This is a genomic window from Streptomyces sp. SKN60, assembly GCF_026236535.1.
Taxonomy (GTDB): Bacteria; Actinomycetota; Actinomycetes; order Streptomycetales; family Streptomycetaceae; genus Streptomyces.
This window is the reverse complement of the sequence record NZ_JAHTMW010000018.1, coordinates 51,177-76,425: the sequence shown is the minus strand read 5'-3', so window position 1 is coordinate 76,425 and position 25,249 is coordinate 51,177. Positions and strand designations below refer to the sequence as shown.

At 73.5% G+C, this 25,249-nt stretch carries 24 protein-coding genes; 16 read left to right on the top strand and 8 right to left on the bottom strand.

Annotation, left to right across the window (positions count from 1 at the left end; all coding sequences use genetic code 11):
• The first annotated feature begins 150 nt into the window (after positions 1–150).
• Positions 151–771, top strand: a complete 621-nt coding sequence (locus KV205_RS27040; protein WP_265867232.1) for a hypothetical protein — start codon at positions 151–153, stop codon at positions 769–771.
• Between the two features lie 11 nt (positions 772–782).
• Entirely contained in the window at positions 783–1,283 is a 501-nt protein-coding gene (locus tag KV205_RS27035) for a hypothetical protein (RefSeq protein ID WP_265867231.1), read from the top strand.
• 34 nt (positions 1,284–1,317) lie between these two features.
• Here KV205_RS27035 and KV205_RS27030 read toward each other — a convergent pair whose 3' ends face one another.
• Both KV205_RS27030 and KV205_RS27025 read right to left on the bottom strand, forming a co-directional pair.
• Positions 1,318–2,013, bottom strand: a complete 696-nt coding sequence (locus tag KV205_RS27030) for a response regulator transcription factor (RefSeq protein WP_265867230.1) — start codon at positions 2,011–2,013, stop codon at positions 1,318–1,320.
• Positions 2,010–3,386 (bottom strand): histidine kinase, encoded by a 1,377-nt coding sequence (locus KV205_RS27025; protein ID WP_265867229.1) that lies wholly within the window; start codon positions 3,384–3,386, stop codon positions 2,010–2,012. Before KV205_RS27025 ends, KV205_RS27030 begins: the two co-directional genes overlap by 4 nt.
• Positions 3,387–3,725: 339 nt before the next feature.
• Here KV205_RS27025 and KV205_RS27020 point away from each other — a divergent pair, with 339 nt between their 5' ends.
• The gene (locus KV205_RS27020) at positions 3,726–4,445 is read left to right on the top strand and encodes an ABC transporter ATP-binding protein (protein ID WP_265867310.1); all 720 of its coding nucleotides are present in this window, start codon (positions 3,726–3,728) and stop codon (positions 4,443–4,445) included.
• Positions 4,442–6,910, top strand: coding sequence for an ABC transporter permease (locus KV205_RS27015; RefSeq protein WP_265867228.1), 2,469 nt, complete (start codon positions 4,442–4,444; stop codon positions 6,908–6,910). The genes KV205_RS27020 and KV205_RS27015 overlap by 4 nt, the downstream gene beginning before the upstream one ends.
• 30 nt (positions 6,911–6,940) lie before the next feature.
• Here the strand turns inward: KV205_RS27015 and KV205_RS27010 are convergent, their stop codons facing one another.
• Complete coding sequence (locus KV205_RS27010) at positions 6,941–7,705, bottom strand: class E sortase (RefSeq protein ID WP_265867227.1); 765 nt, start codon at positions 7,703–7,705, stop codon at positions 6,941–6,943.
• A gap of 177 nt (positions 7,706–7,882) precedes the next feature.
• On the opposite strand from KV205_RS27010, the gene KV205_RS27005 reads away from it, so the two are divergent.
• Positions 7,883–9,181 (top strand): aromatic acid exporter family protein, encoded by a 1,299-nt coding sequence (locus KV205_RS27005; RefSeq protein WP_374214730.1) that lies wholly within the window; start codon positions 7,883–7,885, stop codon positions 9,179–9,181.
• Here the strand turns inward: KV205_RS27005 and KV205_RS27000 are convergent.
• Positions 9,178–9,858, bottom strand: coding sequence for a TetR/AcrR family transcriptional regulator (locus KV205_RS27000; RefSeq protein ID WP_265867308.1), 681 nt, complete (start codon positions 9,856–9,858; stop codon positions 9,178–9,180). The two genes, KV205_RS27005 and KV205_RS27000, sit on opposite strands and share 4 nt — an antisense overlap.
• 239 nt (positions 9,859–10,097) lie before the next feature.
• On the opposite strand from KV205_RS27000, the gene KV205_RS26995 reads away from it, so the two are divergent.
• From KV205_RS26995 to KV205_RS26985, 3 genes are read left to right on the top strand one after another with little or no spacing between them, the layout of a single operon-like run.
• On the top strand, positions 10,098–11,642 hold the full coding sequence (locus KV205_RS26995) for an FAD-dependent monooxygenase (protein WP_265867226.1): 1,545 nt from the start codon (positions 10,098–10,100) through the stop codon (positions 11,640–11,642).
• A gap of 17 nt (positions 11,643–11,659) precedes the next feature.
• Entirely contained in the window at positions 11,660–12,592 is a 933-nt protein-coding gene (locus KV205_RS26990) for a VOC family protein (RefSeq protein WP_265867225.1), read from the top strand.
• A gap of 1 nt (position 12,593) precedes the next feature.
• Entirely contained in the window at positions 12,594–13,433 is an 840-nt protein-coding gene (locus tag KV205_RS26985) for an alpha/beta fold hydrolase (RefSeq protein WP_265867224.1), read from the top strand.
• A gap of 76 nt (positions 13,434–13,509) precedes the next feature.
• Here the strand turns inward: KV205_RS26985 and KV205_RS26980 are convergent, their stop codons facing one another.
• Positions 13,510–14,292 (bottom strand): IclR family transcriptional regulator, encoded by a 783-nt coding sequence (locus KV205_RS26980; protein ID WP_265867223.1) that lies wholly within the window; start codon positions 14,290–14,292, stop codon positions 13,510–13,512.
• Positions 14,293–14,406: 114 nt separating this feature from the next.
• On the opposite strand from KV205_RS26980, the gene KV205_RS26975 reads away from it, so the two are divergent.
• The 4 genes from KV205_RS26975 to KV205_RS26960 are packed head-to-tail and all read left to right on the top strand — an operon-like array spanning position 14,407 to position 18,480.
• Positions 14,407–15,567, top strand: coding sequence for a cupin domain-containing protein (locus tag KV205_RS26975; RefSeq protein ID WP_265867222.1), 1,161 nt, complete (start codon positions 14,407–14,409; stop codon positions 15,565–15,567).
• A 2-nt stretch (positions 15,568–15,569) separates the two neighbouring features.
• Positions 15,570–16,397 (top strand): fumarylacetoacetate hydrolase family protein, encoded by an 828-nt coding sequence (locus KV205_RS26970; protein ID WP_265867221.1) that lies wholly within the window; start codon positions 15,570–15,572, stop codon positions 16,395–16,397.
• Positions 16,394–17,137, top strand: coding sequence for a maleylpyruvate isomerase family mycothiol-dependent enzyme (locus KV205_RS26965; RefSeq protein WP_265867220.1), 744 nt, complete (start codon positions 16,394–16,396; stop codon positions 17,135–17,137). Before KV205_RS26970 ends, KV205_RS26965 begins: the two co-directional genes overlap by 4 nt.
• Before the next feature lie 59 nt (positions 17,138–17,196).
• The gene (locus tag KV205_RS26960) at positions 17,197–18,480 is read left to right on the top strand and encodes an FAD-dependent oxidoreductase (RefSeq protein WP_265867219.1); all 1,284 of its coding nucleotides are present in this window, start codon (positions 17,197–17,199) and stop codon (positions 18,478–18,480) included.
• A 65-nt stretch (positions 18,481–18,545) separates the two neighbouring features.
• Here KV205_RS26960 and KV205_RS26955 read toward each other — a convergent pair whose 3' ends face one another.
• Positions 18,546–19,295, bottom strand: coding sequence for an IclR family transcriptional regulator (locus KV205_RS26955; RefSeq protein WP_265867218.1), 750 nt, complete (start codon positions 19,293–19,295; stop codon positions 18,546–18,548).
• Positions 19,296–19,365: 70 nt separating this feature from the next.
• Here KV205_RS26955 and KV205_RS26950 point away from each other — a divergent pair, with 70 nt between their 5' ends.
• Genes KV205_RS26950 through dmpG form a run of 3 tightly spaced genes read left to right on the top strand, consistent with a single transcriptional unit; the run spans position 19,366 to position 22,195 of the window.
• Entirely contained in the window at positions 19,366–20,172 is an 807-nt protein-coding gene (locus KV205_RS26950; protein WP_265867217.1) for a 2-keto-4-pentenoate hydratase, read from the top strand.
• A gap of 9 nt (positions 20,173–20,181) precedes the next feature.
• Complete coding sequence (locus tag KV205_RS26945) at positions 20,182–21,147, top strand: acetaldehyde dehydrogenase (acetylating) (protein ID WP_265867216.1); 966 nt, start codon at positions 20,182–20,184, stop codon at positions 21,145–21,147.
• A gap of 1 nt (position 21,148) precedes the next feature.
• Positions 21,149–22,195, top strand: a complete 1,047-nt coding sequence (gene dmpG / locus KV205_RS26940; protein ID WP_265867215.1) for a 4-hydroxy-2-oxovalerate aldolase — start codon at positions 21,149–21,151, stop codon at positions 22,193–22,195.
• Here dmpG and KV205_RS26935 read toward each other — a convergent pair.
• Entirely contained in the window at positions 22,192–23,931 is a 1,740-nt protein-coding gene (locus KV205_RS26935) for an immunity 49 family protein (protein WP_265867307.1), read from the bottom strand. The genes dmpG and KV205_RS26935 overlap by 4 nt on opposite strands.
• A gap of 115 nt (positions 23,932–24,046) precedes the next feature.
• Positions 24,047–24,496, bottom strand: coding sequence for an Lrp/AsnC family transcriptional regulator (locus tag KV205_RS26930; RefSeq protein WP_265867214.1), 450 nt, complete (start codon positions 24,494–24,496; stop codon positions 24,047–24,049).
• Positions 24,497–24,616: 120 nt separating this feature from the next.
• Here KV205_RS26930 and KV205_RS26925 point away from each other — a divergent pair, with 120 nt between their 5' ends.
• Positions 24,617–25,243, top strand: a complete 627-nt coding sequence (locus tag KV205_RS26925; protein WP_265867213.1) for a LysE family translocator — start codon at positions 24,617–24,619, stop codon at positions 25,241–25,243.
• The last annotated feature ends 6 nt before the right edge of the window (positions 25,244–25,249 follow it).

Sequence of the window (25,249 nt, the reverse complement as noted above, 5' to 3'; positions counted from 1 at the left end):
GCCGCTGGGGGAGGGTGTGCGCACGGGGGGCGGGGCGGCCGCTCGGCGCAAGACCCGCCGCTCATCCGCACAAGATCCACACGGTGGGTCTCTCCGCCTTCGCCGGGACCTGGTCTCACCGGAGGCCGGTGTCGAACTAGTCTTCGGGGCATGGCCCTGCGACCTGACGAGTTCTACGACCACGCCCTCGCCGCCACGGACGACGAACGCCGGCTCCCGCTCGCGCGCATGACGGGATGGGACATCAGCCCGTTCGAGCAGGACGGGCTGCGCGTCGCGCCGCTGCGCCCTCCGGTCCTGCCCGAGCCGGCGCGGCACGGAGAGGACCCGTCGGACTGCGGGTCGTGCCGCGCCCGGGACGAGGGGATCTGGCGGAACGACCGGTGGCGGCTGACCCGGATCAAGGGCGTCGGCGTGCCGCTGGTGCTCATGCTGCACCCGCGCGAACACTACGACATGGCCGACCTGCCCGACGACCTGGCGGCCGAACTCGGCGTCCTGTCCACCCACATCGTCCGCCACGTCCAGGCCCTGCCGCACATCTCGCGCGCCCACGTCTACCGCATCGGCGACGGCGGCGCCCACCTCCATGTCTGGTTCTTCGCCCGCCCCGAGGGCCAGGCCCAGCTGTACGGCTCATGGCTGCCCGTCTGGGACGACCTGCTGCCGGAGTACCCGGCCGACGTCGCGGACGCGGACGCGGCGCTCGTGGCGGACGCGCTGGCCGCCTCCCTCGGCGGCCACCGCCCGGCCGCCCCGGCGGGGAAGTAGGGCCGGGCCGCGTGCAGCACCACGACACTCCGCGGGAGGAGCCGGCCGAACACCTTCGCTTCGCGGCCCATCTGCGCGCGCTGGAGCGGGTGAGCGACGCCGACGAGGCCGACCTGGTCGGCGAGGTCCTCGCCGATCCGGACCGGACGATGGCGCAGTCCGCCGTCCTGCGCCACCTGGACCGCCGGGCCGCCGACCTCCACCACGAACCCGCCTACGAACCGTGGGCCGCGTCGATGACCCGGGCCACCCTCCACCACCCGTTCCTGACCCGCCGGCTCCGGGAATGGTCCCTGCTGCGCGCCCTCACGCTGGGACAGCGATGGCACCAGGACGCCCTGCTCGACTCGTCCGACTGGCTCCAGCACCGAGCGGCCACCGGGTCGAACACCGGCGCCCTGGAAGTCCTCGCCGATCGCGGGCGCACCCAACGGATCCGCGCCACCGCGAGGACGACCCTCGAACAACAGCGGCGCTCACGCCGAGCCGCACCCCGGCGCACCGTGCCCTAGGCCGTGTCTTTCGGATCTTGGCCGGGTCCGCGGCCTAGCGCGCCGAGCCCGGCGCGATCAACCCCGTCTCGTACGCGACGATCACCGCCTGGGCGCGGTCCCGGAGTCGCAGTTTGGAGAGGATGCGGGCGACATGCGTCTTCACCGTCGCCTCGCTCAGCTGGAAACGGGCCGCGAGTTCGGCGTTGCTGCGGCCGCGAGCCAGTGCCTCCAGGACCTCCAGCTCGCGCGGGGTCAGCACGGCCAGGTCCCGGTAGCCCGGGGCCGTCGCCGGGTCCCCGGCCGGTGCGGCGAAGCGCTCCACGAGACGGCGCGTGATGGCCGGGGCGAGCATCGCGTCGCCCTCGCGGACCAGCCGCACGGCCGCCGCCAGGTGCTCCGGCGTGACGTCCTTCAGGAGGAAGCCGCTCGCGCCCGCGCGCAGCGCCGCGTACACATAGCGGTCGAGGTCGTACGTGGTGAGGACGAGGATCCGGGGCGCCGAGCCGCCGTCCGAGCCCGAGCCCGAGTCCGCCAGGATGCGGCGGGTGGCCTCCAGACCGTCCGTGCCCGGCATCCGGATGTCCATCAGGACCACGTCCGGGCGGGTGCGGCGGACCGCGGCCACGGCCTCGTCGCCGTCGGACGCCTCCGCGACCACGTCGATGCCGTCGGCCGTCAGGATCATCCGGAACCCCGTGCGCACCAGCGCCTGATCGTCGACGATCACCACCCGGGGTGCCTCGCTCACACGTCCTCCCTCACGAACTCCCGGCCGCCGTCCGCCCCGCGAACCGGCGAGAGCGGGATCACCGCCCGGACCCGGTAGCCGCCACCGGGGCGCCGGCCCGCCCGCAGCGTACCCCCGTACACCGCGAGCCGTTCCCGCAGACCGATCAGCCCCCGGCCGCCGCCCTCGCTCGCACCCGCGCCCGACCCCGTACGCGCCGGGCCGCCGGAGTCGGTGACCTCGACCCGCAGTTCGTCCGGCGCGTACGCCACGAGGACCGCGACCCGCACGCCCTCCGCGTGCCGCACCGCGTTCGTCAGCGCCTCCTGCACCACCCGGTACGCCGCGAGCCCCACCCCGCCCGGCAGCTCCACGGCGGCGCCCCGCACCGTCAGCTCCACCGGGACCCCGGTGGCCCGCACCCCCTCGACCAGCTCGCCGACCCGGTCGAGGCCCGGCTGCGGCGCCAGGTCCAGATCGCCGAGTCCCTCGCCGGGCACGGTGGCTGACGACCCGTCGGCCTCGGCCATGGTCAGCAGCCCCATCACGTGCCGCAGTTCGGACATCGCCGTCCGCCCCGCCGTCTCCACCGCGAGCATCGCCTCCCGCGCCTGGTCGGGAGCCCGGTCGAGGACCTTCCGCGCCGCTCCGGCCTGGATCGTCATCATGCTGACGTTGTGGGTCACCACGTCGTGCAGCTCCCGCGCGATCCGCGCCCGCTCCTCGGCCACCGCCCGCCGCAGCGCCTCCTCCTGCCGCTCGTGCAGCGTCCGGGCCCGCCGCCGCCAGCTGTGTACGGCCTGCGAGGCGAGCCCGACCGGCAGCAGCACGAGGAGCGGGACGAAGCCCGGGGACACCTCGGGGACCATGTGCAGCATCGGATAGAGCACCGTGCCGGCGAGCACGGACAGGGCCGCTGCCTTCCGGTGCGGACTGTGTACGACCGCGCTGTACGCCGCGACGAGACCCGACGCGAAGGCGAACTGGGTCGCGTCCGGCGCCGCGTCCCCCCACCGGTGCAGCACCACGGTGGCCGCCGTCACCGCCCAGTACACCGTGAGGGGGAAACGCCGCCGCAGCACCAGCGGCAGCGCGGTCAGCACCGCCACCGCCAGCTCCCAGGGCTCGGCGGCCGGCAGTACGTGCTCGACGGCGGGCACCGGCCGCGGCAGGGGCATGGTCCCCGCCCCCGGCGGCGCGGGCGGCTCCGGCAGCGGGGGAGGGACCGGCACCGGCACCAGGGCCGCGCCGCCGTCGCCCCCGTCGGGGCGGAGCTCCACGTACGAGCGGTTCAGGTCCCCGGCCACCGTGGCGACGGACAGACCCACGGTGAGCAGCGCGTCCGCCGCCCACGACCAGCGGGACAGACCCGCGACTGCCTCTCTCCAGCGCATCCGCCCAGTCTGCCAAGCGCCTCGGCGCCTTCGGATCGGCCCCGAGGCGCAGGGGCGTCATCCCCGCGCGTACATCCCGGGGATGACGTCCGCTCGCATCCGCCCTGCACGGTACGGATCTTCGTCACCACGGCCGACGCGCTCCCGCGGGGCCCGCGCCTAGCGTTCCGGAGCGTCCGGAGACGGCCGCGAGGGGAACCCGACGCGCCTCCGGGACCAGGTACGACCCCCACCCCGACATCCCGACATCCCGACATCCCGACATCCCGACATCCCGACATCCAGACATCCCGACATCCCGGAGGACGACGCATGACCGGCGTGACCGACAACGCGGCGATGCCCGAGCCCCCTGTACGGCCCGAGCCGCCCGCACCAGCCCTGGTCGACGTGCACGACGTGAGCAGGACGTACGACGCCGACCGAGCCGTTCTGAGCGAGCTCACGCTCCAGGTCGGGAAGGGCGACGCGGTCGCCGTGCTCGGCCCCTCGGGCAGCGGCAAGTCGAGCTTGCTCAACCTGATCGCCGGGCTCGACCGGCCCAACACCGGCACGGTGGCCGTCGACGGCCTGCGTGTGGACGCGATGAGCGAGACCGCCTCCGCCCGTTACCGCCGCTCCCGCATCGGCATGGTGCACCAGTTCTTCCACCTCCTCGACGACCTCACTGTCCGCGACAACGTGCTGCTGCCCGCCCGACTGGCCGGCGCGCCGCGCGCCGAGGCCGCCGCCCGCGCCGCCGAGCTCCTCCGGTACCTGGGCGTCGCCCGGCGCGCCTCGGACCACCCGGGCACCCTGTCCGGCGGCGAGCGGCAGCGCGTCGCCGTCGCCCGGGCCCTGATGAACCGGCCGCCGCTGCTCCTCGCCGACGAACCGACCGGCGCCCTGGACTCCGCCTCCGGCGCGGACGTCCGCGCCCTGCTGCGCGAGCTGAACGCCGACGGGCAGACCATCGTCCTGGTCACCCACGACCTGGCCCTCGCCGAGGCCTGCGCCACCCGCACCGTCGAGCTGGTGGACGGGCGGATCGTCCGCGACGACCCGGCGGTGGCCCGATGAACCGTCACACCGGTGGGCGCGACGCGACGGCGCTGGGGCGGGTGGTGCGCGCCGGGGTCGCGCGACGAAGGGTGCAGACCGCGGTGACGGTGCTCACCACCCTGCTGTCGGTGGCCGCCGCGGTCCTCGCGGTCGGCCTCCTGGTCGTCTCGCGCCAGCCCTTCGACCGTGCCTTCACCCACCAGAACGGCGCCCACCTCACCGTGCAGTTCGACGGCACGGCCGTGACGGCCGAGCAGGCCGCGGCGACCGCGCGCGCGAAGGGCGTCACACGGGCCGCCGGCCCCTTCGCCGTCGCCTCAGCACGGCTGTACGGGGAAGGCACGCCGCCCGGCTTCGAGCCGCCGCCGCTCACCGTGGCCGGACGCTCCACGGCCGATGCCCCGGTGGACCGGTTGAGTCTCATCGAGGGCCGCTGGGCCATGGTGCCGGGCGAGATCGTCCTGGAGCAGGGCTCCCTTCTTCCGTACATGCGCCCGGGAACGATCCTGACGGCGGGCCGTGCCACGAACTCCGGCCTTGATGCCACCGACTCGGCCGGAATCCCCCTCACCGTGGTCGGCATCGCCGAGTCCGTCGGCGAGAGCGCCGACGCCTGGGTGGTGCCCGCCCAGGTCACCGCCCTCGTCGAGGACCGCGCCGCACGGCCGGACCTCCAGATGCTCTACCGGCTCGACCGGTCGGTGACCGCCGCGGACATCGAGGCCGGCCGGACCGCCGTCGTCGCCGCCCTCGGCCGGCGTGGCACGGCCGGTCCGGCGGGCGTGGCCGGCGCCCAGTCGTATCTCGACGTGCGCCAGGCGGCACAGGAGAACACGGCCGCGTTCATCCCCTTCGTCACCGCCTTCGCCGTGCTCGGCCTCGCCCTGTCCGTCCTGGTCATCGGGATCGTCGTCAGCGGCGTGGTCGGCGCCGCGACCCGGCGGAGCGGCATCCTCAAGGCGGTCGGCTTCACCCCGCTCCAGATCGGCCGGGCATACGTCGCCCAGGCCCTGCTCCCGGCGACCGCCGGTGCCGTGCTCGGCGTGGCGGTGGCCAACGCGGCGGCCGTACCGGTGATGGCCGAGCTGGCGACGACGTACGGGACGGCGCAGGTCCTGATCCCGGTGTGGGTCGACCTCGCGGTGCCGGCCGGTGTCCTGCTGGTCGTCGCCGCCACCGCGTACGGGCCCGCCCTCCGGGCCGCGCGGCTGCGGACGGCCGACGCCCTCCGTGCGGGCGGGCCCGGCCGGCCCGGCGGCAGCGACGGACTCGCCCGCCGGGCGGGGCGGCGGCTCGACAGGCCGCTCGGCCGATGGCTCGGCGGCCTGCCGCTGCCGCGCGCCGTGTCCCTCGGCCTGGCGGGGATCGCCGCCCGCCCCGGCCGCTCCGTGGCGACGGGTGCGGCGGTCGCCCTCGGCGCGCTCGCCGTGACCTTCGCCGTGGGACTCGGCTCGACGCTGGTCGCGGTCACGACGGACGGCGACCCGGACGCGGCGGCCGATGTGACCGTGCTCAGCCTCATCAGCAGCGAGACGGGACCCACGCCGACCGACGCCGAACCCGCGGACCCGGCCGCGGTCGCCGAGGCGATCCGCTCCCTGCCGGGCAGCGACGCCTTCTACCGGACGGCCCCCGCCCACGTCGGCGTCGCCGGTCTCAAGGGCGGGGCGCTGCTCATGGGCTACGAGGGGGACTCCTCCGACGGGGGGCACACCATGGTCGCCGGCCGCTGGTTCTCCGCACCGGGCGAGGCGGTCGTCCCCACCCGCTTCCTGCAGGCCACCGGGCTGTCCCTCGGGGAGACCGTCACCCTCTCCGAACAGGGCCGCAGAGTGCGCCTGACACTCGTCGGCGAGGTCTTCGACCTGGGCGGCAAGGGCCTGACCATCCGCGCGCAGGCCGCCTCCGTCGCCGACCTCCGGGTCCGCTTCCTGCCCTCCGAGTTCCATGTGCTGCTGCCCCCGGGCAGCGACGCCCGGAGCTACGCCGAGCGGCTCGACGCCCGGCTCCGGCCGCTCGGCGCGCAGGCGGCACCGGCAGAGCAGGCCCACTCCAGCGTGATCCTGGCCATGCAGGCCCTGATCGCCCTGCTCACGATCATGCTGACCACCGTCGCCGCCCTCGGCGTGCTCGACACCGTGGTCCTCGACACTCGTGACCGGGTGCGTGACCTGGGCATTCTCAAGTCCCTCGGGATGACACCGGCGCAGACCGTCGCCCGGGTGCTCACCTCGGTCGGCGCCGTCGGCCTGCTCGCGGGCGCCGTGGGCGTACCGCTCGGCGTCGCCCTGCACCGTGCCGTCATGCCCGCGATGGGCCGCGCGGTCGGCAGCACGATCCCGCCCGTCGACCTCGACGTCTACGACGCGCCGCTGCTCACCGGCCTCGCCCTCGCCGGGGTGCTGATCGCGACGGCCGGCGCCCTGCTCCCGGCCGGCTGGGCGGCCCGTACGAACACGGCGCGGGCGCTGCGCACGGAGTGACGCCGGACGAGGACACCGGGCGACGGCAGGCTACGCGTCACGGGCCGTCGCCGGGCGGACCGAGACGAGGACGCCGACCTTGTCGATGCGGTGCTCCGGGTTGCCCTGGGCGTCCCGCCAGAAGTTGCCCGCCGCGTTGTCCTCCGGCGTCGCGCACGTGGAGAGCGTGATCATCGCCTCGGTGGGGCGCTCGCCGGGCGAGCCCGGTACGGCGGCACGCTGCTCCGCGAGGGAGCGGGCGGAGCGGAAGGAGGTCGACCGGGTCCCGGTGATCCGGTACTCGTAGATACGGCCGTCGGCCTCCACGAGCACCCGGTCGCCCTGCTTGACGGACGGGAGCTCGCGCAGCGGCCCGCCGGCCGAGAGGCGGTGTGCCGTCACCAGATAGTTGCCGATGTCGCCCGGCCCCGCGCCGCCCCGCTTCCCGTATGGGCTCGCCGCCATGCCGCGGTCCTGGATCCGGGTGCCGGCCCGGTCGTCGGTCGTCCCCTCGTACGGCACGACCCGCAGGCCGGCGACCCCGATCGACGGGATGTGCAGCTCGGCGACCCGCGGCCGGGCGGCGGGCACCGGCGTGGGCGGCGTCGGAGTGGGCGTGGGCGTAGGTGTCGGCGTCGGCGCGGGCGGCGCCGGTGGGGGAGCGGGGGCGGGCGAACGGGTCGCGGGCGCCTTCGAGGAGTCGCCGGCTTCTGTCGGGGACCCGCCCGTCAGCAGGGCAAGGACCGCCGCGACGACGGCCGCGACGACCGCCGCGAGAACCGCGACGACCTTGCGGGAGCGAGTTGACCGGGACATGGGCATCGACCACCCGAACGTCTCCGGCGGCCGGCCGGCCGCCTGGCACATCCGACCCCTCCACGCTACGTGCCGTGCCATCCCCCGCGCGCGCCCGGCGTGCCGCGCCCGCCCGAGCGCGCGGGGGATGGCACGGTCGGGCGGGAAGGCCGGGGGACCGGGCCGCGGAGCGGGAGCATGAGCGAGGCGAGGCAGCGCGTGACGAGGGAAGACGTGACGCGACACGGCAGGTGGGGCACCTGGCGCCGCGAGGCCGCGGCACGGCTGGCGCAACTGCGCCGGGACCCGTTCACCGTGCAGAGCGTGCGGTCCACGGCGGCGGCGACCCTCTCGTACGTCGTCGCGCTCTGGCTCAGCAGCGAGCCCGCGCCGCTCACCGCACCCCTGACGGCGCTGCTCGTCGTGCAGGTCACCGTCTACTCCACGCTCACCACGAGCCTGCGCCGGGTGAACTCCGTGGTCGTCGGCGTGCTCATCGCCATCGCCTTCAGCGCGCTCGTCGGGCTCTCCTGGTGGAGCCTCGCCCTGATCATCCTGGCCTCCCTCGTCGTGGGCCGTCTCGTGCGGGTCGAGGAGTTCGTGCCCGAGGTCGCGATCAGCGCGATGCTCGTGCTCGGCGTCACCCAGGTCGCCGCCACCGCCTGGGACCGGGTCCTGGAGACCCTGATCGGCGCGGCCGTCGGACTGCTGTTCAACCTCGTCCTCGCCCCGCCCGTCTGGGTGGACACGGCCGGCGACTCCATCGAGGACCTGGCCCGCCGGATGCGCCGCCTGCTGATCGACGTGGCGGAGGAGTTCGGCGGCGCGCCCCCGGTCGAGCGGGCCGCGGCCCGCCTCCACGAGGCGCGGCGGCTCGACAACGACGTGGCCGACGTGGACGGCGCGCTGCGCACGGCCGAGGACAGCCTGCGCTTCAACCCGCGGGTCAAGGAGGGGCTGCTCCACCGCATCGTGCTGCGCACGGGCCTCGACACCCTGGAGATCTGCGCCGTGGTCCTGCGGGTCCTCGCCCGTACCCTCACCGACCTGGCCAAGGAACGGGAGGGACGGGAACTGCTGCCCGCCCCGACCGCCCTCGCCCTCCGGGAGGCGGCGCAGCACACCGCCGACGCCTTCGTCAGCTTCGCCGTCCTCGTCACGGCCTCCGGCAGCGACGAGGCCGAGGCGGCGGAGTCCCGGCTCGCGGGCGAACTGCGGGCCGCCCGCGCCTGCCGGGGCCGCGCCGCCGGCCTGCTCCTCGCCCTCGCGCTGCGCGAGCCGGGCCGCTGGCAGCTGTACGGGGCGATGCTCGCCGAACTCGACCGCGTACTCGACGAACTCGACCCGGAACACCGGGGACGGCGGCTGATGGAGGAGCTCGACCGGCACACCCGCGAGAGCCGCGAACGCCGCCGCAGGCTCACCCTCCGAAACGCCCTCGGCCGCGCCCGGCGGCCCGGGCGGCCCGGGCGGACTCCACAGGCCCCGCCGAGCTAGTCCCGCTGCCCCGTGGCCCCCGGCGCGCCGCCGGCCACGATCGCCTCCCCGAGCGCCGCGAGCGCGTCGGCCAGCTGGTCCATCCACTCCGAGACGGGCCTGCCGCCGCCCTCGGACTGCAGGGCCACGAACGCGCCGTCGTAACCGGCCATCCCGAAGGCCGCGAGCGCGTTCGCGACCCGGTCGGCGGTCTCCTCACCCGCGCCCGCGAAGGACGAGCGGATCATGTGCGCCATGTAGGCGCGGCCTTCCTCACGGACCGAGATCACGGTCTGCAGCGCCTCGGGCGCCTCCGCCGCCTCCCGGCTCATCACGAGCACGAGCAGCAGGCGCAGGAACTCCTCGCCGTTCTCCATGACGTCGCCGGTCCGCCGCAGGTACCAGCGGAGCCGCTCGTGCGGCGTGCCGTCCTCGGGAGGGTTGCGGTGGGCCTCGCGCATGGCGGCGAAGAAGGCGTGCGCACCCTGCTCCATGACGGCCGAGAGCAGTCCGGCCTTGGACTCGAAGTGGTGGTAGAACGCGCTCTTCGGCAGCCCGGTCTCCTTGCTGAGCGCCGACATCGACGTCCCGGCGTAACCGCGTACGGACATCACGCGGGCGGCCGCGTCCAGGATCTCCTGCCGTGACCGGCGGCCGCGGCGGTTGGTTCGTGTCTCCGGCGCGGGCGGCTCGATCATCTCCACGCTCCGGAGTCTAGGCGACGCCGGGAAGCGGCCCCTCGGCGGTACCGGATGCGGAAAATCCGCGTCCGGAAACTCTTGACGGCTCTCGGAGGGGCGCTGCTACCTTTCGAAATGTACCGACCGATCGGTCCAAAACTTAGCTCATGCTTCTCCCACGCCTCTCCCCACGCTTCCCCCACGCGCTTCTTTCTCCCTCGCCTTACGCGTTCGAGCCTGACCCACGGAGCCAGCGCATGACCCAGCAGTACGACGCGGACGTCGCCATCGTCGGCTACGGCCCGACCGGCGTGATCGCCGCACTCACCCTCGCCCGATACGGCATCTCCGCCGTCGCCCTCGAACGGGACCGGGCCATCTACCCCCGGGCCCGGGCCGTGACGGTCAACGACTGGACGATGCGGATCTTCCAGGACCTCGGCATCGACGAGCGGATCGACAAGGTGATCGACCCGCAGCGGGCCCTGCGCTGGATGACGTACGACCGGACCGAGATCATGCGGATCGAGCACCCGCCGTCCACCCTCGGCCGCACCCCGCGCTTCTACAACATCTACCAGCCCACCATGGAGGCCGAACTGCGCGCGGCCGTCCGGGAGCGGTACGACGACCTGGTCACCGTGCACTACGGCGACGAGGTCACCGGCATCGAGCAGGACGCCGACGGCGTCACCGTCACCTCGACCGCCGACGGGACGACCCGCACGACCCGCGCCCGGTACGCCATCGGCTCCGACGGCGGCAGCAGCGCCACCCGGTCCCGGATCGGCTGCACGCTGCTCGGCGACACCGACGACGTCACCTGGGTGGTCGTCGACTGCCACGTCAAACGCTGGTGGCCCGACCGGGACTTCCTCACCTTCTGGTCCGACAAGGAGCGCCCGGTCGTCGACATCGCCCTGTCCGCGGGCAACCACCGCTGGGAGATCCCGCTCAAGCCCGACGAGACCCCGGCCGACTACCCGACCAGCGCCGAGATCTGGCCGCTGCTCAGGGCCCTCGGCGTCTCCGAGGACGACGTCGAGATCCACCAGCACGCTTTCTACCAGCACCACGTCCGCATGGCCGACACCTTCCGTCAGGGCCGCGTGTTCCTGGCCGGCGACGCGGCGCACCTGATGCCGCCGTGGGCCGGCGCCGGCATGCAGACCGGCATGCGCGACGCCCACAACCTGGGCTGGAAACTCGCCCGCGTCCTCAAGGGCGAACTTCCCGAGGCCTGGCTCGACACCTACGAGGCGGAACGGCGCCCCAGCGCCGCCTTCTACACCGGCCTCGCCGTCGGCCTCGGCCGGGTGATCAAGCAGGAGGTCTCCGCGGAGGAACAGGCCGCCATGAACGCGGTGCCCGAGAACACGGTCACCCCGTTCGAGCCGCCGCTCACCCGCCCGCCCGTACTCGAAGGCGGCTGGATCCGCGGCGAGACCGGCGACGCCAGCGTCATCGGCCGCATGATCCCGCAGCCGATCACCGGCGACACCGCCGGCCGGATGGCCCGCCTGGACGAGCACCTCGGCCACCACTTCGTCCTGCTCGGCGACGACCTCGACCCGGCGGCCCTGCTGACGGCCGAGGAGAAGGCCGGCTGGGACGCCCTCGGCGCCCACTACCGCGCGGTGCGCCCGAAGACCTCGCACACCGAGGGCCCGGACGAGCTGGTCGACCTGGACGAGGTCGTCCTGCCCTGGATGCGCCGCTACGGGGCGCGGGTCGTCGCCGTCCGCCCCGACCGGTTCGTCGCCGCCGCCGACACCCACGGCCTCGCCGTACCCGCCCTCTGAGAGCAAGGAGAAAAGTCTTGTCCGGTGTCAAGGAACTCGGATACGTCGTCTACGAGGTGAGCGGCCTCGCCGACTGGGAGCGCTTCGGCGTCGACCTGCTCGGCATGCAGCTCGGCGAGAGGACCGGCGACGGCTTCACCCTCCGTACCGACGAGAAGGCCCACCGCTGGATCATCACCGAAGGACCGGCCGACGACCTGGTCGCCACCGGTTACGAGGTCGAGGGCGCCGACGCTCTCGACGCCCTGGTCGAGCGGCTGCGCGCGGTCGGCGTCGAGGTCACCGAGGGCGACGCGGCACTCGCCGCGGCCCGCAGGGTCGACCGGATCTTCCTCACCGCCGACCCGATGGGCAACCGCATCGAGCTGGTCGACGGCCTCGCCGACGCCGCCACCCCCTTCGAGTCCGCGTCGCTGCTCGGCGGCTTCGTGACCGGCGCCGGCGGCGCGGGCCACCAGGTCCTGCTGACGCCCGGCGTCTCCCGTGAGACGTACCTGGGCTTCTACGTCGACCTGCTCGGGTTCAAGGTCAGCGACATCATCGTCGAGGAACTCGCTCCGGGCGTCTTCGCCGACCTGATCTTCCTGCACTGCAACCCCCGCCACCACAGCGTCGCGCTCGGCGACATGCCCTTCCCCAAGAGCACCCACCACTTCATGGTCGAGGTCGACGACATCCGCGACGTCGGCCTGGCCTGGGACCGCTGCCTGGCCGCCCACCAGCCCTTCCACATGACCCTGGGCATGCACCCCAACGACCAGATGTTCAGCTTCTACGTCGAGACGCCCTCGGGCTTCAACGTCGAGTACGGATGGGGAGGCATCCTCATCGACGACGCGACCTGGGAGGTCAAGACCCTCGACAAGCTGAACAGCTGGGGTCACATGCCCGCGGGTCCGGTGGCGGAGATGCTCGCCGCCGGCGCCGCCAACTCGAAGATCGGACACTGACGTGGCACTCGACCCGAACGTCATCGGCAAGGACGTCCAGACGCCGCGCTGGAAGATCCACTACTACGAGGCCGGCGAGGGCCACCCCGTCGTGCTGCTGCACGGCGGCGGCCCGGGCGCGACCGGCTGGAGCAACTACCAGCCCAACATCGAGGCGCTCGCCCGGCACTTCCGCGTCATCGCGCCCGACATGCCCGGCTGGGGCGACTCCGACGCGGTCGACTTCGGCACCATCGACCACGTCGAGGTCCTCGTCGAGCTCTTCGACGCGCTCGGCATCGACAAGGCGGCCATCGTCGGCAACTCGATGGGCGGCCACAACTCCATCCGCTTCACCCTCGAACACCCCGAGCGGATCTCGCACCTGATCACCATGGGCCCGCCGATCCAGCCCAAGCCGTTCCTGTTCGGCGCGGGCGGCCCCAGCGAGGGCATCAAGATCATGTACGGGACCTACCAGGACCCCAGCCCGGAGATGTTCGAGCGGCTCGTCGAGATCATGGTCTTCGACAAGGAGAGGTTCGCCAGCCCCGAGCTGATGCGTGAGCGCTCCGCCAACGCCCTGAAGCATCCCGAGCACCTCGAGAACGTCGCGAAGAAGATCCCCTTCGCGCCCATCCCGATCTGGGTCGACCAGTCCCGGCTCGGCGACATCACCGCACCGACCCTGCTCATCCACGGGCGCGACGACCGCGTCGCCACCATGGAGGGCTCGATGATGCTCAACGCCGCGATACCCGACTCCCGCGCCCACATCATCAACCGCTGCGGCCACTGGGCCCAGTTGGAGCACGCCGACGAGTTCAACCGGCTGGTCACGGACTTCGTCATCAACAACTGACTCGCCCGAGCCCGAGCAGGGCCTGTACGACACCGCCGACGTGAGGGCGGCGGTGCCGTACAGGCCCTCTCGTCTGTCAGGGCCCCTCGTCGCCGAGATCCCGCTCCAGGGCGTGCGCCGCCGCCTCCATGGTGGCGACCAGGGACCGCAGCCGGTGCGGGTCGTAGCGCACGCTGGGCAGTGACACCGACAGACCCGCCAGCGCGGTGCCCTCCCGGTCGCGCACCGGTACGCCGACGGCGACCAGGCCGCGCTCGGAACGCCCCCGGTTGACGGCGAAGCCGTTGCGCCGCAGCCGCCGCAGCTCCGCCCGCAGCCGGTCGGGGTCCGGCCGGTCGGCCGGGCGCTCCCGGTACCGCTCGGCGGCGTACACCTCGTCGAGCTCCTCGTCGGAGAGGTCGGCGAGCAGCAGCAGGCCCGCCGTGGTGCGGTGGGCCGGGAACACCATGCCCTCGCGGGAGCCGACCCGCAGGGCCTGCCCGCACTCGACGCTGGCGATGAACCGCACCGTGTCCCCGGTCCGCACGATCAGGTTCGCGGTCTCGTCTAGGAGGTCGACGACCCGGTGCAGATGGGGCAGGGCCGCGGTCCGCAGCCGGGAGACCAGGGACTGGGAATGCGAGGCCAGCTCCAGGACCGGGCCCGCGCGGTACTCGCGGTCGTCGCCCTGCACGGCGAAGTCCCGGTAGACCAGCATCGCCAGGATCCGGTGGGCGGTCGACCGTGCCACGCCCAGGCGTTCGGCGATCTGCGACACGCTCGCGCCGCCCTCCAGCTGCAGGATGGTCGCCGCCCGCAGCGCGTGGTCCACGCTGGCGATGGGGTAGGGCGGCGGGGTCTTGAGCGGCTTGTCGTCCATGGGCTTGCTCCGGTGTTCTCCCGGCACGGATCAGGATCTGCCCGCCATCATAGGACCGTTCTGTTGTGCAGAATCTTTCCGTTCTTCAGAGAAGAACGGCGCACGCTGAGCCTTGTGACGCACTCCTCCCTAGCCCATGACATCGCCTCGGGCTCCCCGGTACGGCTGCAGACCGTCGCCGCGGAGGGGCAGCCCGAGGTCACCCCGGCCCTCGAAGAGCTGTACCGCGGCTTCGAGAACGAGCTGCTGGTCCCGCTGTGGACCGAGATCGGCGACCTGATGCCGGCCCACCCGCGCTCCCGCGCCGTACCGCACCTCTGGCGGTGGCAGCGGCTGCGGGAGCTGGCCGACCAGGCCGGACAGCTCGTACCGGTCGGCCGCGGCGGCGAGCGCCGGGCCATCGCCCTGGCCAACCCCGCCCTCGGCGGCCGGCCGTTCGCCACCCCGACGCTGTGGGCGGCCATCCAGTACCTCATGCCCGGCGAGGACGCCCCCGAGCACCGCCACACCCAGCACGCCTTCCGCTTCGTCGTCGAGGGCTCGGGCGTCTGGACGGTCGTCGGCGGCGACCCGGTGCCGATGAACCGCGGCGACTTCCTCCCGCAGGCCGGCTGGAACTGGCACGCCCACCACAACGCCACCGCCGAGCCGATGGCCTGGATCGACGGCCTGGACATCCCCTTCCAGTACGTCACCGAGACCCAGTTCTTCGAGTTCGGCCGCGACGAGATCACGGACGCCGAGCGGATCACCCCCGAGCGGTCCCGCTCCGAGCGCCTGTGGGGCCACCCGGGCCTGCGCCCGCTGTCGGCCACCCCGACCGCTCCGGGCAGCCCACTGCTCTCCTACAAGTGGGAGTACACCGACGCCGCCCTGCGCGACCAGCTCCTCCTGGAGAAGGAGGGGTACGGCGGCACCGTCGAGCCGGGCCACGCCGCGGTGCGCTACGCCAACCCGCACGACGGCTCCGACGTGCTGCCCACCCTCCGCGCCGAGTTCCACCGCATCGCCCGCGGCGCCGAGACCGCTCCCGTGCGCGAGACCGGCTCCTCCGTCTACCAGGTCTTCGACGGCTCCGGCACGGTCACCGTCGCCGAGAAGTCCTGGACGGTCGGCCGCGGCGACCTGTTCGTCGTCCCGTCCTGGGCGCCGTTCTCCGCCCGGTCCGAGGCCGCCCGGAGCGACTCCGACTCCGGCGCCCTCGACCTCTTCCGCTTCTCCGACGCGCCCGTCTTCGAGGCGCTCAAGCTCCACCGCACCCAGAAGGACGCCTGACCATGAAGCTCGCCACCCTCCGCACCCCCGACGGCACCCGGGCGGTCCGCCTCGACGGCGACGTCCACGTCGACCTCGGCCACGCCGACCTGGGCGAGCTGTTCGCCCAGCCCGACTGGCGGGCGAAGGCCGCCACCGCGACCGGCCCCGCGTACCCCGTCGCCGGCGCCGACTTCGCCCCGGTCGTCCCCCACCCCTCCAAGGTCGTCTGCGTCGGCCACAACTACACCAACCACATCAAGGAGATGGGCCGGGAGCTCCCCGGCTACCCGACCCTCTTCCCGAAGTTCGCCGAGACCCTGATCGGCGCGGGCGACGTCATCGTCAAGCCGGCCGAGACCGACGCCCTCGACTGGGAGGTCGAACTGGCCGTCGTCATCGGCGAGCAGGTGCGCCGCGCCGACGACCGGCAGGCCGCCGCGGCCATCGCCGGCTTCACCGTCATGAACGACATCTCGGTCCGCGACTGGCAGTTCCGCACCATCGAGTGGACCCAGGGCAAGATCTGGGAGGCGTCCACCCCGGTCGGCCCGTACGTCGTCACCCCCGACGAGGTCGGCGGCGTCCGCCCCGCCCTCAAGGTCCGCACGGCCGTCGACGGTCAGGTCATGCAGCAGGACGACACCGGCACCCTGCTCTTCGACCCGGTCTTCCTCGTGAAGTACATCTCCACCGTCATCACCCTGCGCCCCGGCGACATCATCGCCACCGGCACCCCGGCCGGCGTCGGCAACGCCCGCGACCCCAAGGTCTTCCTGCTCCCCGGGCAGACCGTGGTCACCGAGATCGACGGCCTCGGCGCCTGCACCAACCAGGTGGTCGCGGGATGACGAGCAGCAGCCGTACGAGCACCGGCGCCGGCGTCCGCACCTTCGCCGACGCGCGCCGCTGGGCCGTCATCGGCGCCGAGCTGACCTTCGAGGCCGTCGCCGGACTCGACGACGCCGGCTACGCGGCGCCCAGCGCCCTGCCCGGCTGGAGCCGCGCCCACGTCGCCGCGCACGTCGCCGCCAACGCCGAGGCCCTGTCCCACCTGGTCCACTGGGCCGCCACCGGCGAACCCACCCCGATGTACGCCTCGCCCGAGGAACGCGCCGCCGGCATCGAACGCGGCCGCGCCCTGCCGGCCGCCCGGCTGACCGCCTGGCTGCGCCACTCGGCGGACGCCCTGGAGGCGTCGATGGACGAGCTCACCGACGGACAGTGGCGGCACGAGGTCGTCACCGCCCAGGGCCGTACCGTCCCCGCCACCGAACTGCCCTGGATGCGCTCCCGCGAGGTCTGCGTCCACGCCGTCGACCTGGCGACCGGCGTCACCTTCGCCGATCTGCCGGGCGACTTCCTCGTCGCCCTGTGCGACGACGTCGCCGCCAAGCGCGCCGCCGCCCCCGGGCCGGCCGTGACCCTGCGGGCCGGGGCCATCGGCGCCGGCTGGGAGCTGCCCGGCGAGGGCGAACCCGTCCTGGTCACCGGCGAACTCCACGACATCACCGCCTACCTCACCGGACGGGCCGCCGGCCTGCGCGCCGCCGACGGCTCACCCGCCCCCGCGCTCGGCGCCTGGCTCTGACCTCCAGGGGCCCGCGCCGCACCACCCGCGGAGCGCCCCGCACACGCAAGGAACGGAACATGACCACGGAAACCACCTCCGCCAGCCGGCCCGACGTCCTGGTGGTCGGCGGCGGCATCGGCGGCCTCAGCACCGCCTACGCCCTGTCCCGCCGGGGACTGCGGGTCCGCGTCCTCGAACAGGCCCCGGAATACGGCGAGGTCGGCGCCGGCCTGCAGATCGCCCCCAACTGCACCCGCATCCTCGCCGAGTACGGCCTGCTCGACGAGGCCAAGTCGCTGGGCGTCGTCCCGGAGAACATGGTCATGCGGGACGCGCTCGACTCCCGGGAACTGACCCGGCTCGACCTGCGCGACCTCGAACGCCGCTACGGCTTCCCGTACATGGTCATCCACCGCAGCGACCTGCACGGCATCTTCCTGCGCGCCTGCGAGCGGGCCGGCGTCGAGCTGCTCAACAACCAGACCGTCGTCGCCTACGAGAACACCGAGGGCGGTGCCCTGGTCCGCCTCAAGGACGGCCGCGTCGAGTCCGCGCCGCTGGTCGTCGCCGCCGACGGCCTGCACTCGGTGGCCCGCCGCGACCTGATCGGCGACGAGCCGGTCAGCTCCTCGTACGTGGCCTACCGCGCCGCCGTCCCGTTCGAGCAGGTCAAGGACAACGGCGTCGCGGAGAACGACGTCACCGTGTACGTCGGCCCGCGGCGCCACTTCGTGCAGTACGCGCTGCGCGGCGGCGAGATGTTCAACCAGGTCGCCGTGTTCGAGTCGCCCAGGGCGATGGCCGGCCAGGACGACTGGGGCACCCCCGACGAGCTGGACGCGGCCTTCGAAGGCAGCTGCGACACCGTCCTCAAGGGCATCCCGCTGATGTGGCGGGACCGCTGGTGGCGCATGTTCGACCGCGACCCGATCGAGACCTGGGTGCACGGCCGGATCGCCCTCCTCGGCGACGCCGCGCACCCGCCGCTGCAGTACATGGCGCAGGGCGCGATCATGGCGATCGAGGACGGCTGGGTGCTCGCACAGCACTACGCGCGGCTGGCCGGGGCCGCCCCGGCGGGCGCCGCGCCGGACTGGGACGGCGCCCTCGCCGCGTACGAGGCGGTCCGGGTGGAGCACTGCCGCCGGGTGCAGACCACGGCCCGCGCCTGGGGCGAGCTGTGGCACGTCGACGGGGTGGCCCGGGAGCAGCGCAACGCGATCATGCGGGCGCGGGACGCGTACGACTACTCCTTCACCGACTGGGTGTACGGTCCGACCGCGCTGACGCCGGACGAGGAGCCGCAGATGTTCACGCCGATCCCGCTCTCCTCGGCGGCCGTCGAGGAGCCGGTGGCCTGACCACCCCACGCCCGGACGGTGGCCGGGTGCGACGCGCTGTGCGCCGCACCCGGCCACCGGGCGTCTCAGGGCCGCCGGCGAGCGAGCGTGGACCCCAGTGCCGTGGCCGCGGCGCGGACGGCGTTGGCGTGCGACTCGGGGCGGAAGCGCCCGACCGGGCCGGTCACGCTGACGGCGGCGACCGCCGCCTGCCCGTCGGGGGCCAGGACCGGCGCGGCGACGCAGAGCAGACCGGGCGTCGACTCCTCACGCTCGTAGGCGACCCCGGTCTCGACCGCCTTGTCGAGCTGCCGGCGCAGCAGCCCCGGGGCGACCACGGTGTGCGGCGTACGCCGTTCGAGCGGGCCGGTCAGGACGGCGGTCCGCTCCTCCTCCCCGGCATGGGCGAGCAGCACCTTGCCGATGGCCGTGCAGTGCAGCGGCATCCGCCCGCCGGTGCGGGACGGCGTCCTGGCCTGCCGGTGGCCGCCGATCTTGGCGACGTAGACGACCTCGTGCCCCTCGCGCACGCCGAGGTGCACCGTCTCGTGGGTCCGCTCGTAGAGGTCCTGGAGGAACGGCATCGCCATTTCGAGCAGGGTCCGTTCGGCGGCGGCGCGCATGCCGAGCTCGAAGAGACCGCCGGAGAGCCGGTAGCCGTGCTCGGTCTTGTCGAGCAGCCGGTGGTGGACCAGATCCCCGGCGACGCGATGGACGCTGCCCTTGGCCAGACCCGTACGCCGCACCAGCTCGGCGAGCGGCAGCACGGAGTCGGCCGGGCCGAACGCCCGCAGGATCGCCAGTGCCTTGCCCAGGACGGTGTCGCTGTCCTCCATGAGAAGAGCGTACCGCTGAGTGGAACGCCTTCATGGAGCTCGCCCCTCCCCGTACCGCAGATTGGACGCCATGCCCCAGAACCACCCCACTGTCGGCACCGACAGCATCGCCGCCGCCGCTGCCCGGCTCCGCGCGGCCGCCGCCACCGGCACCCCCGCCGCCCCCGTACGCGACCTCATCGGCCGCGACGACGTCCGCGCCGCCTACGCCGTGCAGCGGCTGCTCACCGCCGAACGGATCGCGTCCGGCGCCACCGTCACCGGCCGCAAGATCGGCCTGACCTCCGCCGCCGTGCAGCAGCAGCTCGGCGTCGACCAGCCCGACTTCGGCTTCCTCTTCGACGACATGGCGCACGCCGACGGCGCGGTCGTGCCGTCCGACGCCGTCCTCCAGCCCCGGGTCGAGGCCGAGATCGCCTTCGTCCTCGGCGCCGACCTCGCCGAGGGACCGCTCGACGCCGCCCAGGTGCGCGCGGCCGTCGACCACGCCGTCGCCGCCCTCGAGATCTGCGGCAGCCGGGTGGCCGACTGGGACATCAGCTTCGGCGACACGGTCGCCGACAACGCGTCAGCCGGCGCCTACGTCCTCGGCACGCGGCGCGTCCCGCTGACCGCCTTCGACCCGGTCGCCGCCGAGATGACCCTGACGATCGACGGTGAGACCGTCTCCACCGGCAACGGCGCCGCCTGCCTCGGGGACCCGGTCGACGCCGTCGTCTGGCTCGCCCGCCAGGCCCGCGACCTGGGCGAACCCCTGTGCGCCGGGCAGGTCGTCCTCTCCGGCGCCCTCGGCCCGATGCGTCCCGTCCCGCCGGGCGCCGCCGTCCGCGCCACCGTCACCGGCCTCGGCACGGTGTCGGTCACCTTCTCCGCGTAAGGAACGACGATGAGCAGCACCAGCAGGACCAAGGTCGCCGTCATCGGCTCGGGCAACATCGGCACCGACCTGATGATCAAGATCATGCGCACCGCGCAGCACCTCGAGATGGGGGTCATGGTCGGCATCGACCCCGCCTCCGACGGTCTCGCCCGCGCGGCCCGCCTCGGCTTCGAGACCACCGCCGAGGGCGTCGACGGCCTCCTCAAGTCGCCGCAGATCGACGACATCGGCATCGTCTTCGACGCCACCTCCGCCGGCGCGCACCGGTACAACGACGCCAAGCTGCGCCCGCTCGGCATCCGCGTGATCGACCTGACGCCGGCCGCGATCGGGCCGTACGTCGTCCCGGCCGTCAACCTCGACCAGCACCTCGACGCGCCGAACGTCAACATGGTCACCTGCGGCGGCCAGGCCACCATCCCGGTCGTGGCCGCGATCAGCCGGGTCGTCCCGGTGGCGTACGCCGAGATCGTCGCCTCGATCGCCTCGAAGTCGGCCGGCCCCGGGACCCGGGCCAACATCGACGAGTTCACCGAGACCACCTCCTCGGCGATCGTGCAGGTGGGCGGCGCCGGGCGCGGCAAGGCGATCATCATCCTCAACCCGGCCGAACCGCCCCTGATGATGCGCGACACGGTCTTCGCCCTGGCCACGCTGCCCGCCGGCGAGGACGGCGAGACCGCGAAGGCGCAGATCACCGAGTCGGTACGGAAGATGGTCGCCGAGGTCTCGGCGTACGTCCCCGGCTACCGCATGGTCCAGGACGTCCAGATCACCGAGATCCCGGCCGACCAGCCGGTCGAGACCCTCCTCGCGGACGGCGCGGCCACCCGGCCCACCCACCAGGTCTCCGTCTTCCTCAGGGTCGAGGGCGCGGGCATGTACCTCCCGGCGTACGCCGGAAACCTCGACATCATGACCTCGGCCGCGGTGCGGATGGCCGAGCAGATCGCCGCCGCGAAGGAGGCCTGAAGTGAGCACCCCCACCCCGAGCACCCCCGTCTTCGTCCAGGACGTCACGCTCCGGGACGGCATGCACGCCGTCCGGCACCGCATCACCCCCGACGACGTCAAGCGGATCGTCGCGGCCCTGGACGAGGCCGGCGTCGACGCGATCGAGGTCGCCCACGGTGACGGCCTCGCCGGCGGCTCGGTCAACTACGGCCCCGGCTCCCACACCGACTGGGAGTGGATCGAGGCCGCCGCCTCGGTCCTCAGGCGCGCCCGTCTCACCACCCTGCTGCTGCCGGGCGTGGGCACGGTGGATGAGTTGAGGCACGCCTACGACCTCGGCGTCCGCTCGGTGCGCGTGGCCACCCACTGCACCGAGGCCGACATCTCCGCGCAGCACATCGCCGCCGCCCGCGAGCTCGGCATGGACGTCTCCGGCTTCCTGATGCTCTCCCACATGGCCGAGCCCGAACAGCTCGCGCGGCAGGCGAAGTCGATGGAGTCGTACGGCGCCCAGTGCGTGTACGTCACCGACTCCGGCGGCCGCCTCACGATGAACGACGTCGCCGCCCGCGTCCGCGCCTACCGCGACGTCCTCGACCCGGACACCGAGATCGGCATCCACGCCCACGAGAACCTCTCGCTCTCCGTCGCCAACTCGGTCGTCGCCGTCGAGAACGGCGTCCGCCGCGTCGACGCCTCCCTCGCCGGCCACGGCGCCGGCGCCGGCAACTGCCCCATCGAGGCCTTCGTCGCCGTCGCCGACCTCTCGGGCTTCCGGCACGGCTGCGACCTGTTCAAACTGCAGGACGCCGCCGACGACCTCGTCCGCCCCCTCCAGGACCGCCCCGTCCGCGTCGACCGTGAAACCCTCACCCTCGGCTACGCCGGCGTCTACTCCAGCTTCCTCCGCCACGCGGAGACCGCCGCCCGCCGCTACGACGTCGACGTCCGCGCCATCCTGCTGGAATGCGGCCGCCGCCGCCTGGTCGGCGGCCAGGAGGACATGATCCTGGACATCGCCCTGGCCCTGGCGCCGGCCCGGTCCCGGACGGGCGACCGCCCCTAGAAGGGTTCGGCCGCCCGAAGAACCGCCTGCGGCAGGTACGGCGACTCGACCCGGATGGTCCAGCCGCGGCGCCGCGCGTGGCAGGCCAGGGCGAGGATGTCGAGGTTGACCGAGGCGTCGGGGTCGTCGGCGCGGTCGGCGACCCGGTAATGGTCGCGGTGGGCTTCGAGCGCGTCGGCCAGGGCCAGGTTGAAGCTCTCCTCGTCGCCCTCCACCAGCTGCGAAAGCAGCACGGCCGGCGGCATGGCGAACCCCCAGTCCTTGGCCTTCTCCGCCTGATCCAGCGCCCGTTGCGCGGCCGCCTCCGGATCCGTGCCCTTCAGATACGCGTGGAGGGCTTCGCGGTACGCGGTGAAGGCCGAGCCGTCCGGGCGGGCGAAGGCGGGCCCGGTGAGGACCAGCGGGGCGAGATCCTGGCGTACACCGGTGATGAGGGCGAGGGCCGTGGCCGTCTGCCAGTTGCCCGCGCCGGCGTCCTCGCCCCGCTTCGCCTCGTACCGCAGCGTCCGCCCGTCGACGGTCACCTCGACCTCGGTGCCCGGCTCCGCGAGGGCGATGCGGAACAGGGCCGCCCCCGCCGCGGAGGCCAGCCGGAGCTTCGCGAGCTGGGCGTCCGTGACCTGGTCGGGGTTCTCGGCGCGCCACTTGAACAGCCGCTCCTGATCGCCCATCACGCCGGCGAGCCGCCACACGGCGAGCGGTTTCCCGGGGGACGGGGTGAACGCCTCCTGAACGTGCTCGTCGTACCTGGCCTCGATCGGCGCGCCCACCGTCCCCTCGCCGACCGGCCGGTCCACCACCAGCGGACCCGCGGCGAGCGCGGCCACCGCGTCCGGCCGCCGGTCCCTGCCGAACCCGGTGACCCGCGGGCCCCGGGACTCGAAGCCGGTGACCAGCGCGTGCGGCAGGTAGTCGGTGTGGACGGCCGGCGTCCAGCCCAGGCTCCGGTACGCGAGCGCGGCCAGGGCGATGGGCACGAGGGGGAGCAGGCTGCTCGGCCGGGCCGACACGCCGTGCACGCTGCTGTGCCGGACCAGGAGGTCGGCCAGCGCGGCATCGAAAGCGCCCCGGTCCTCGGCGGCCAGCGCGCGCACGGTGCGCAGCGCCGCGCTGTTCGACTGCTCCAGGAGCGGCTCGCCGGTCTCCACCGCGCGGGCCCGGACGCGGTCGAGGGCCGCGTCGACGGCGGCGAGCTTGGCCTGCGCGCTCGGCGGATACTCCTCCTCGTCGTCGCCGGTGTCGTCCAGGAACACGGCCGTCAGCGCGGTGGCGAGCTCGCCGAGCGGCGTTCCCTGCACCCGCTCGGCGAACTTCTGCCGGGCGAAGTGGAAGGCCTCGCCGTGCCACGTGGCCTTGTCCCTGAGGACCGCCAGACAGAGCGCGTCGATCCAGTCACCGGGCGTCACGCTCTCCGGGGGCGCGTCCTCACCCGGGTCGTAGCTCATCCCGAAGTTCACGTAGTCCAGGAAGATCTGGAAGCTGCAGTGCGGGTGGTACGCCGCGTAGGCGACCGCGCCGGCCGCGGCCTCGGAGGCGTCCTTGAGGGCGGCCTTCGCCTCCGGGGTGTCCAGGTCGGGCGTCTCGACGGACAGCGCGCCGAGATACTCGAGGAACTCCTCGGCGATCGACTGCCATTCGTAGGTGGCCATCCGGCCGCCCCGGGACATGGACCGCACCTGGCCCCCGATCCGGTTCGTGAAGTCCTCGCGCGCCGCCGACACGACGGCCCCGCCCACCTGGTGACGCTCTATCCGCACTGCCCCGCTCCTTGATCGAATCTGTGGGACAGCCTAGACGGCGGCTCTGACAGCCCGGCCGCGGTGAGCCCGGTCGCGGTCGGCCCGGCCGCTGTCAGGGCAGCGGGCGGTCGTCGACCACGTTCTTCATCACGAGCGTGGACGTCAGACGCTGGACGCCGGGCAGCCGGGCGAGCTGCCGGTCGTACAACTGCTGGAAGGCGGGGAGGTCGGTGGTGGCGACCCGCAGGAGGTAGTCGGGTTCGCCGAACAGCCGCTGGGCCTGCAGCACGTGGGGGATGGCGGCGACGGCCTCCTCGAAGGCGGTGACCGTGTCGGGGTCCTCCCAGCGCAGGGTGACGAAGACGAGCGTCTCGAAGTTCAGACCGACGGCGCTCGGGTCCACCACGGCGCGGTACCCGCGGATGGCGCCCTCGCGTTCCAGGTCGCGCAGGCGGCGGTGGCAGGGCGAGACGCTGAGCTGCACGCGGGCGGCCAGTTCGGTGACCGTGAGGCGGCCGTCGAGCTGCAGCTCGGTAAGAATCTTCCGGTCCAGGGCATCCATGGAGAAGATTCTCCCCCGAATCTCGCGATCATGGGGTAAGAACGCAAACACTTTCGGGCATATCCGCCCTAGCCTTCCCACGCACAGCAAGAAGAGTGAGAAGGAACCGAGGGAACCATCGTGGACACGACGACACTGGCGGCCTTTTTGGCAGTGGACCTGCTGCTGGTGTTCACCCCGGGTGCCGACTGGGCCTACGCGATCTCCGCGGGCCTGCGGGACCGCTCGGTCGTCCCCGCCGTCGCAGGCCTGATCGTCGGGCACACGGCGTACGCCCTGATGGCGGTCGCCGGCCTCGCGGTGATCGTGGCGAACTCGCCGAACGTGCTCACGGCGCTGACCGTCGCCGGCGCCGGCTACCTGCTCTGGCTGGGCTGGGGCGTGTTCCGGCAGCCCGCCACGCCGGCGGCCGCCCAGGCAGGGGCCCAGGGGGCGGGGGCCTCCCGTCTGCGGACCGTGATCAAGGGCGCCGGGACCAGCGGCCTGAACCCCAAGGCGCTGCTGCTGTACTTCTCCCTGTTCCCGCAGTTCATCGACCCGGCCACGGGCTGGCCGGTCACCGCGCAGACCGGACTCCTGAGCACCGTGCACCTGACGGTGTGCGCCGTCGTCTACCTCGCCGTCGGCGTGCTCGCCCGCACGGTGCTCACGACCCGGCCCTCGGCAGCCCGGGCGGTCTCGCGGGTCTCCGGCGCCATGATGATCGCCATCGGCGCACTCCTGCTGGCGGAACGCCTGATCGCCTGACGGCGC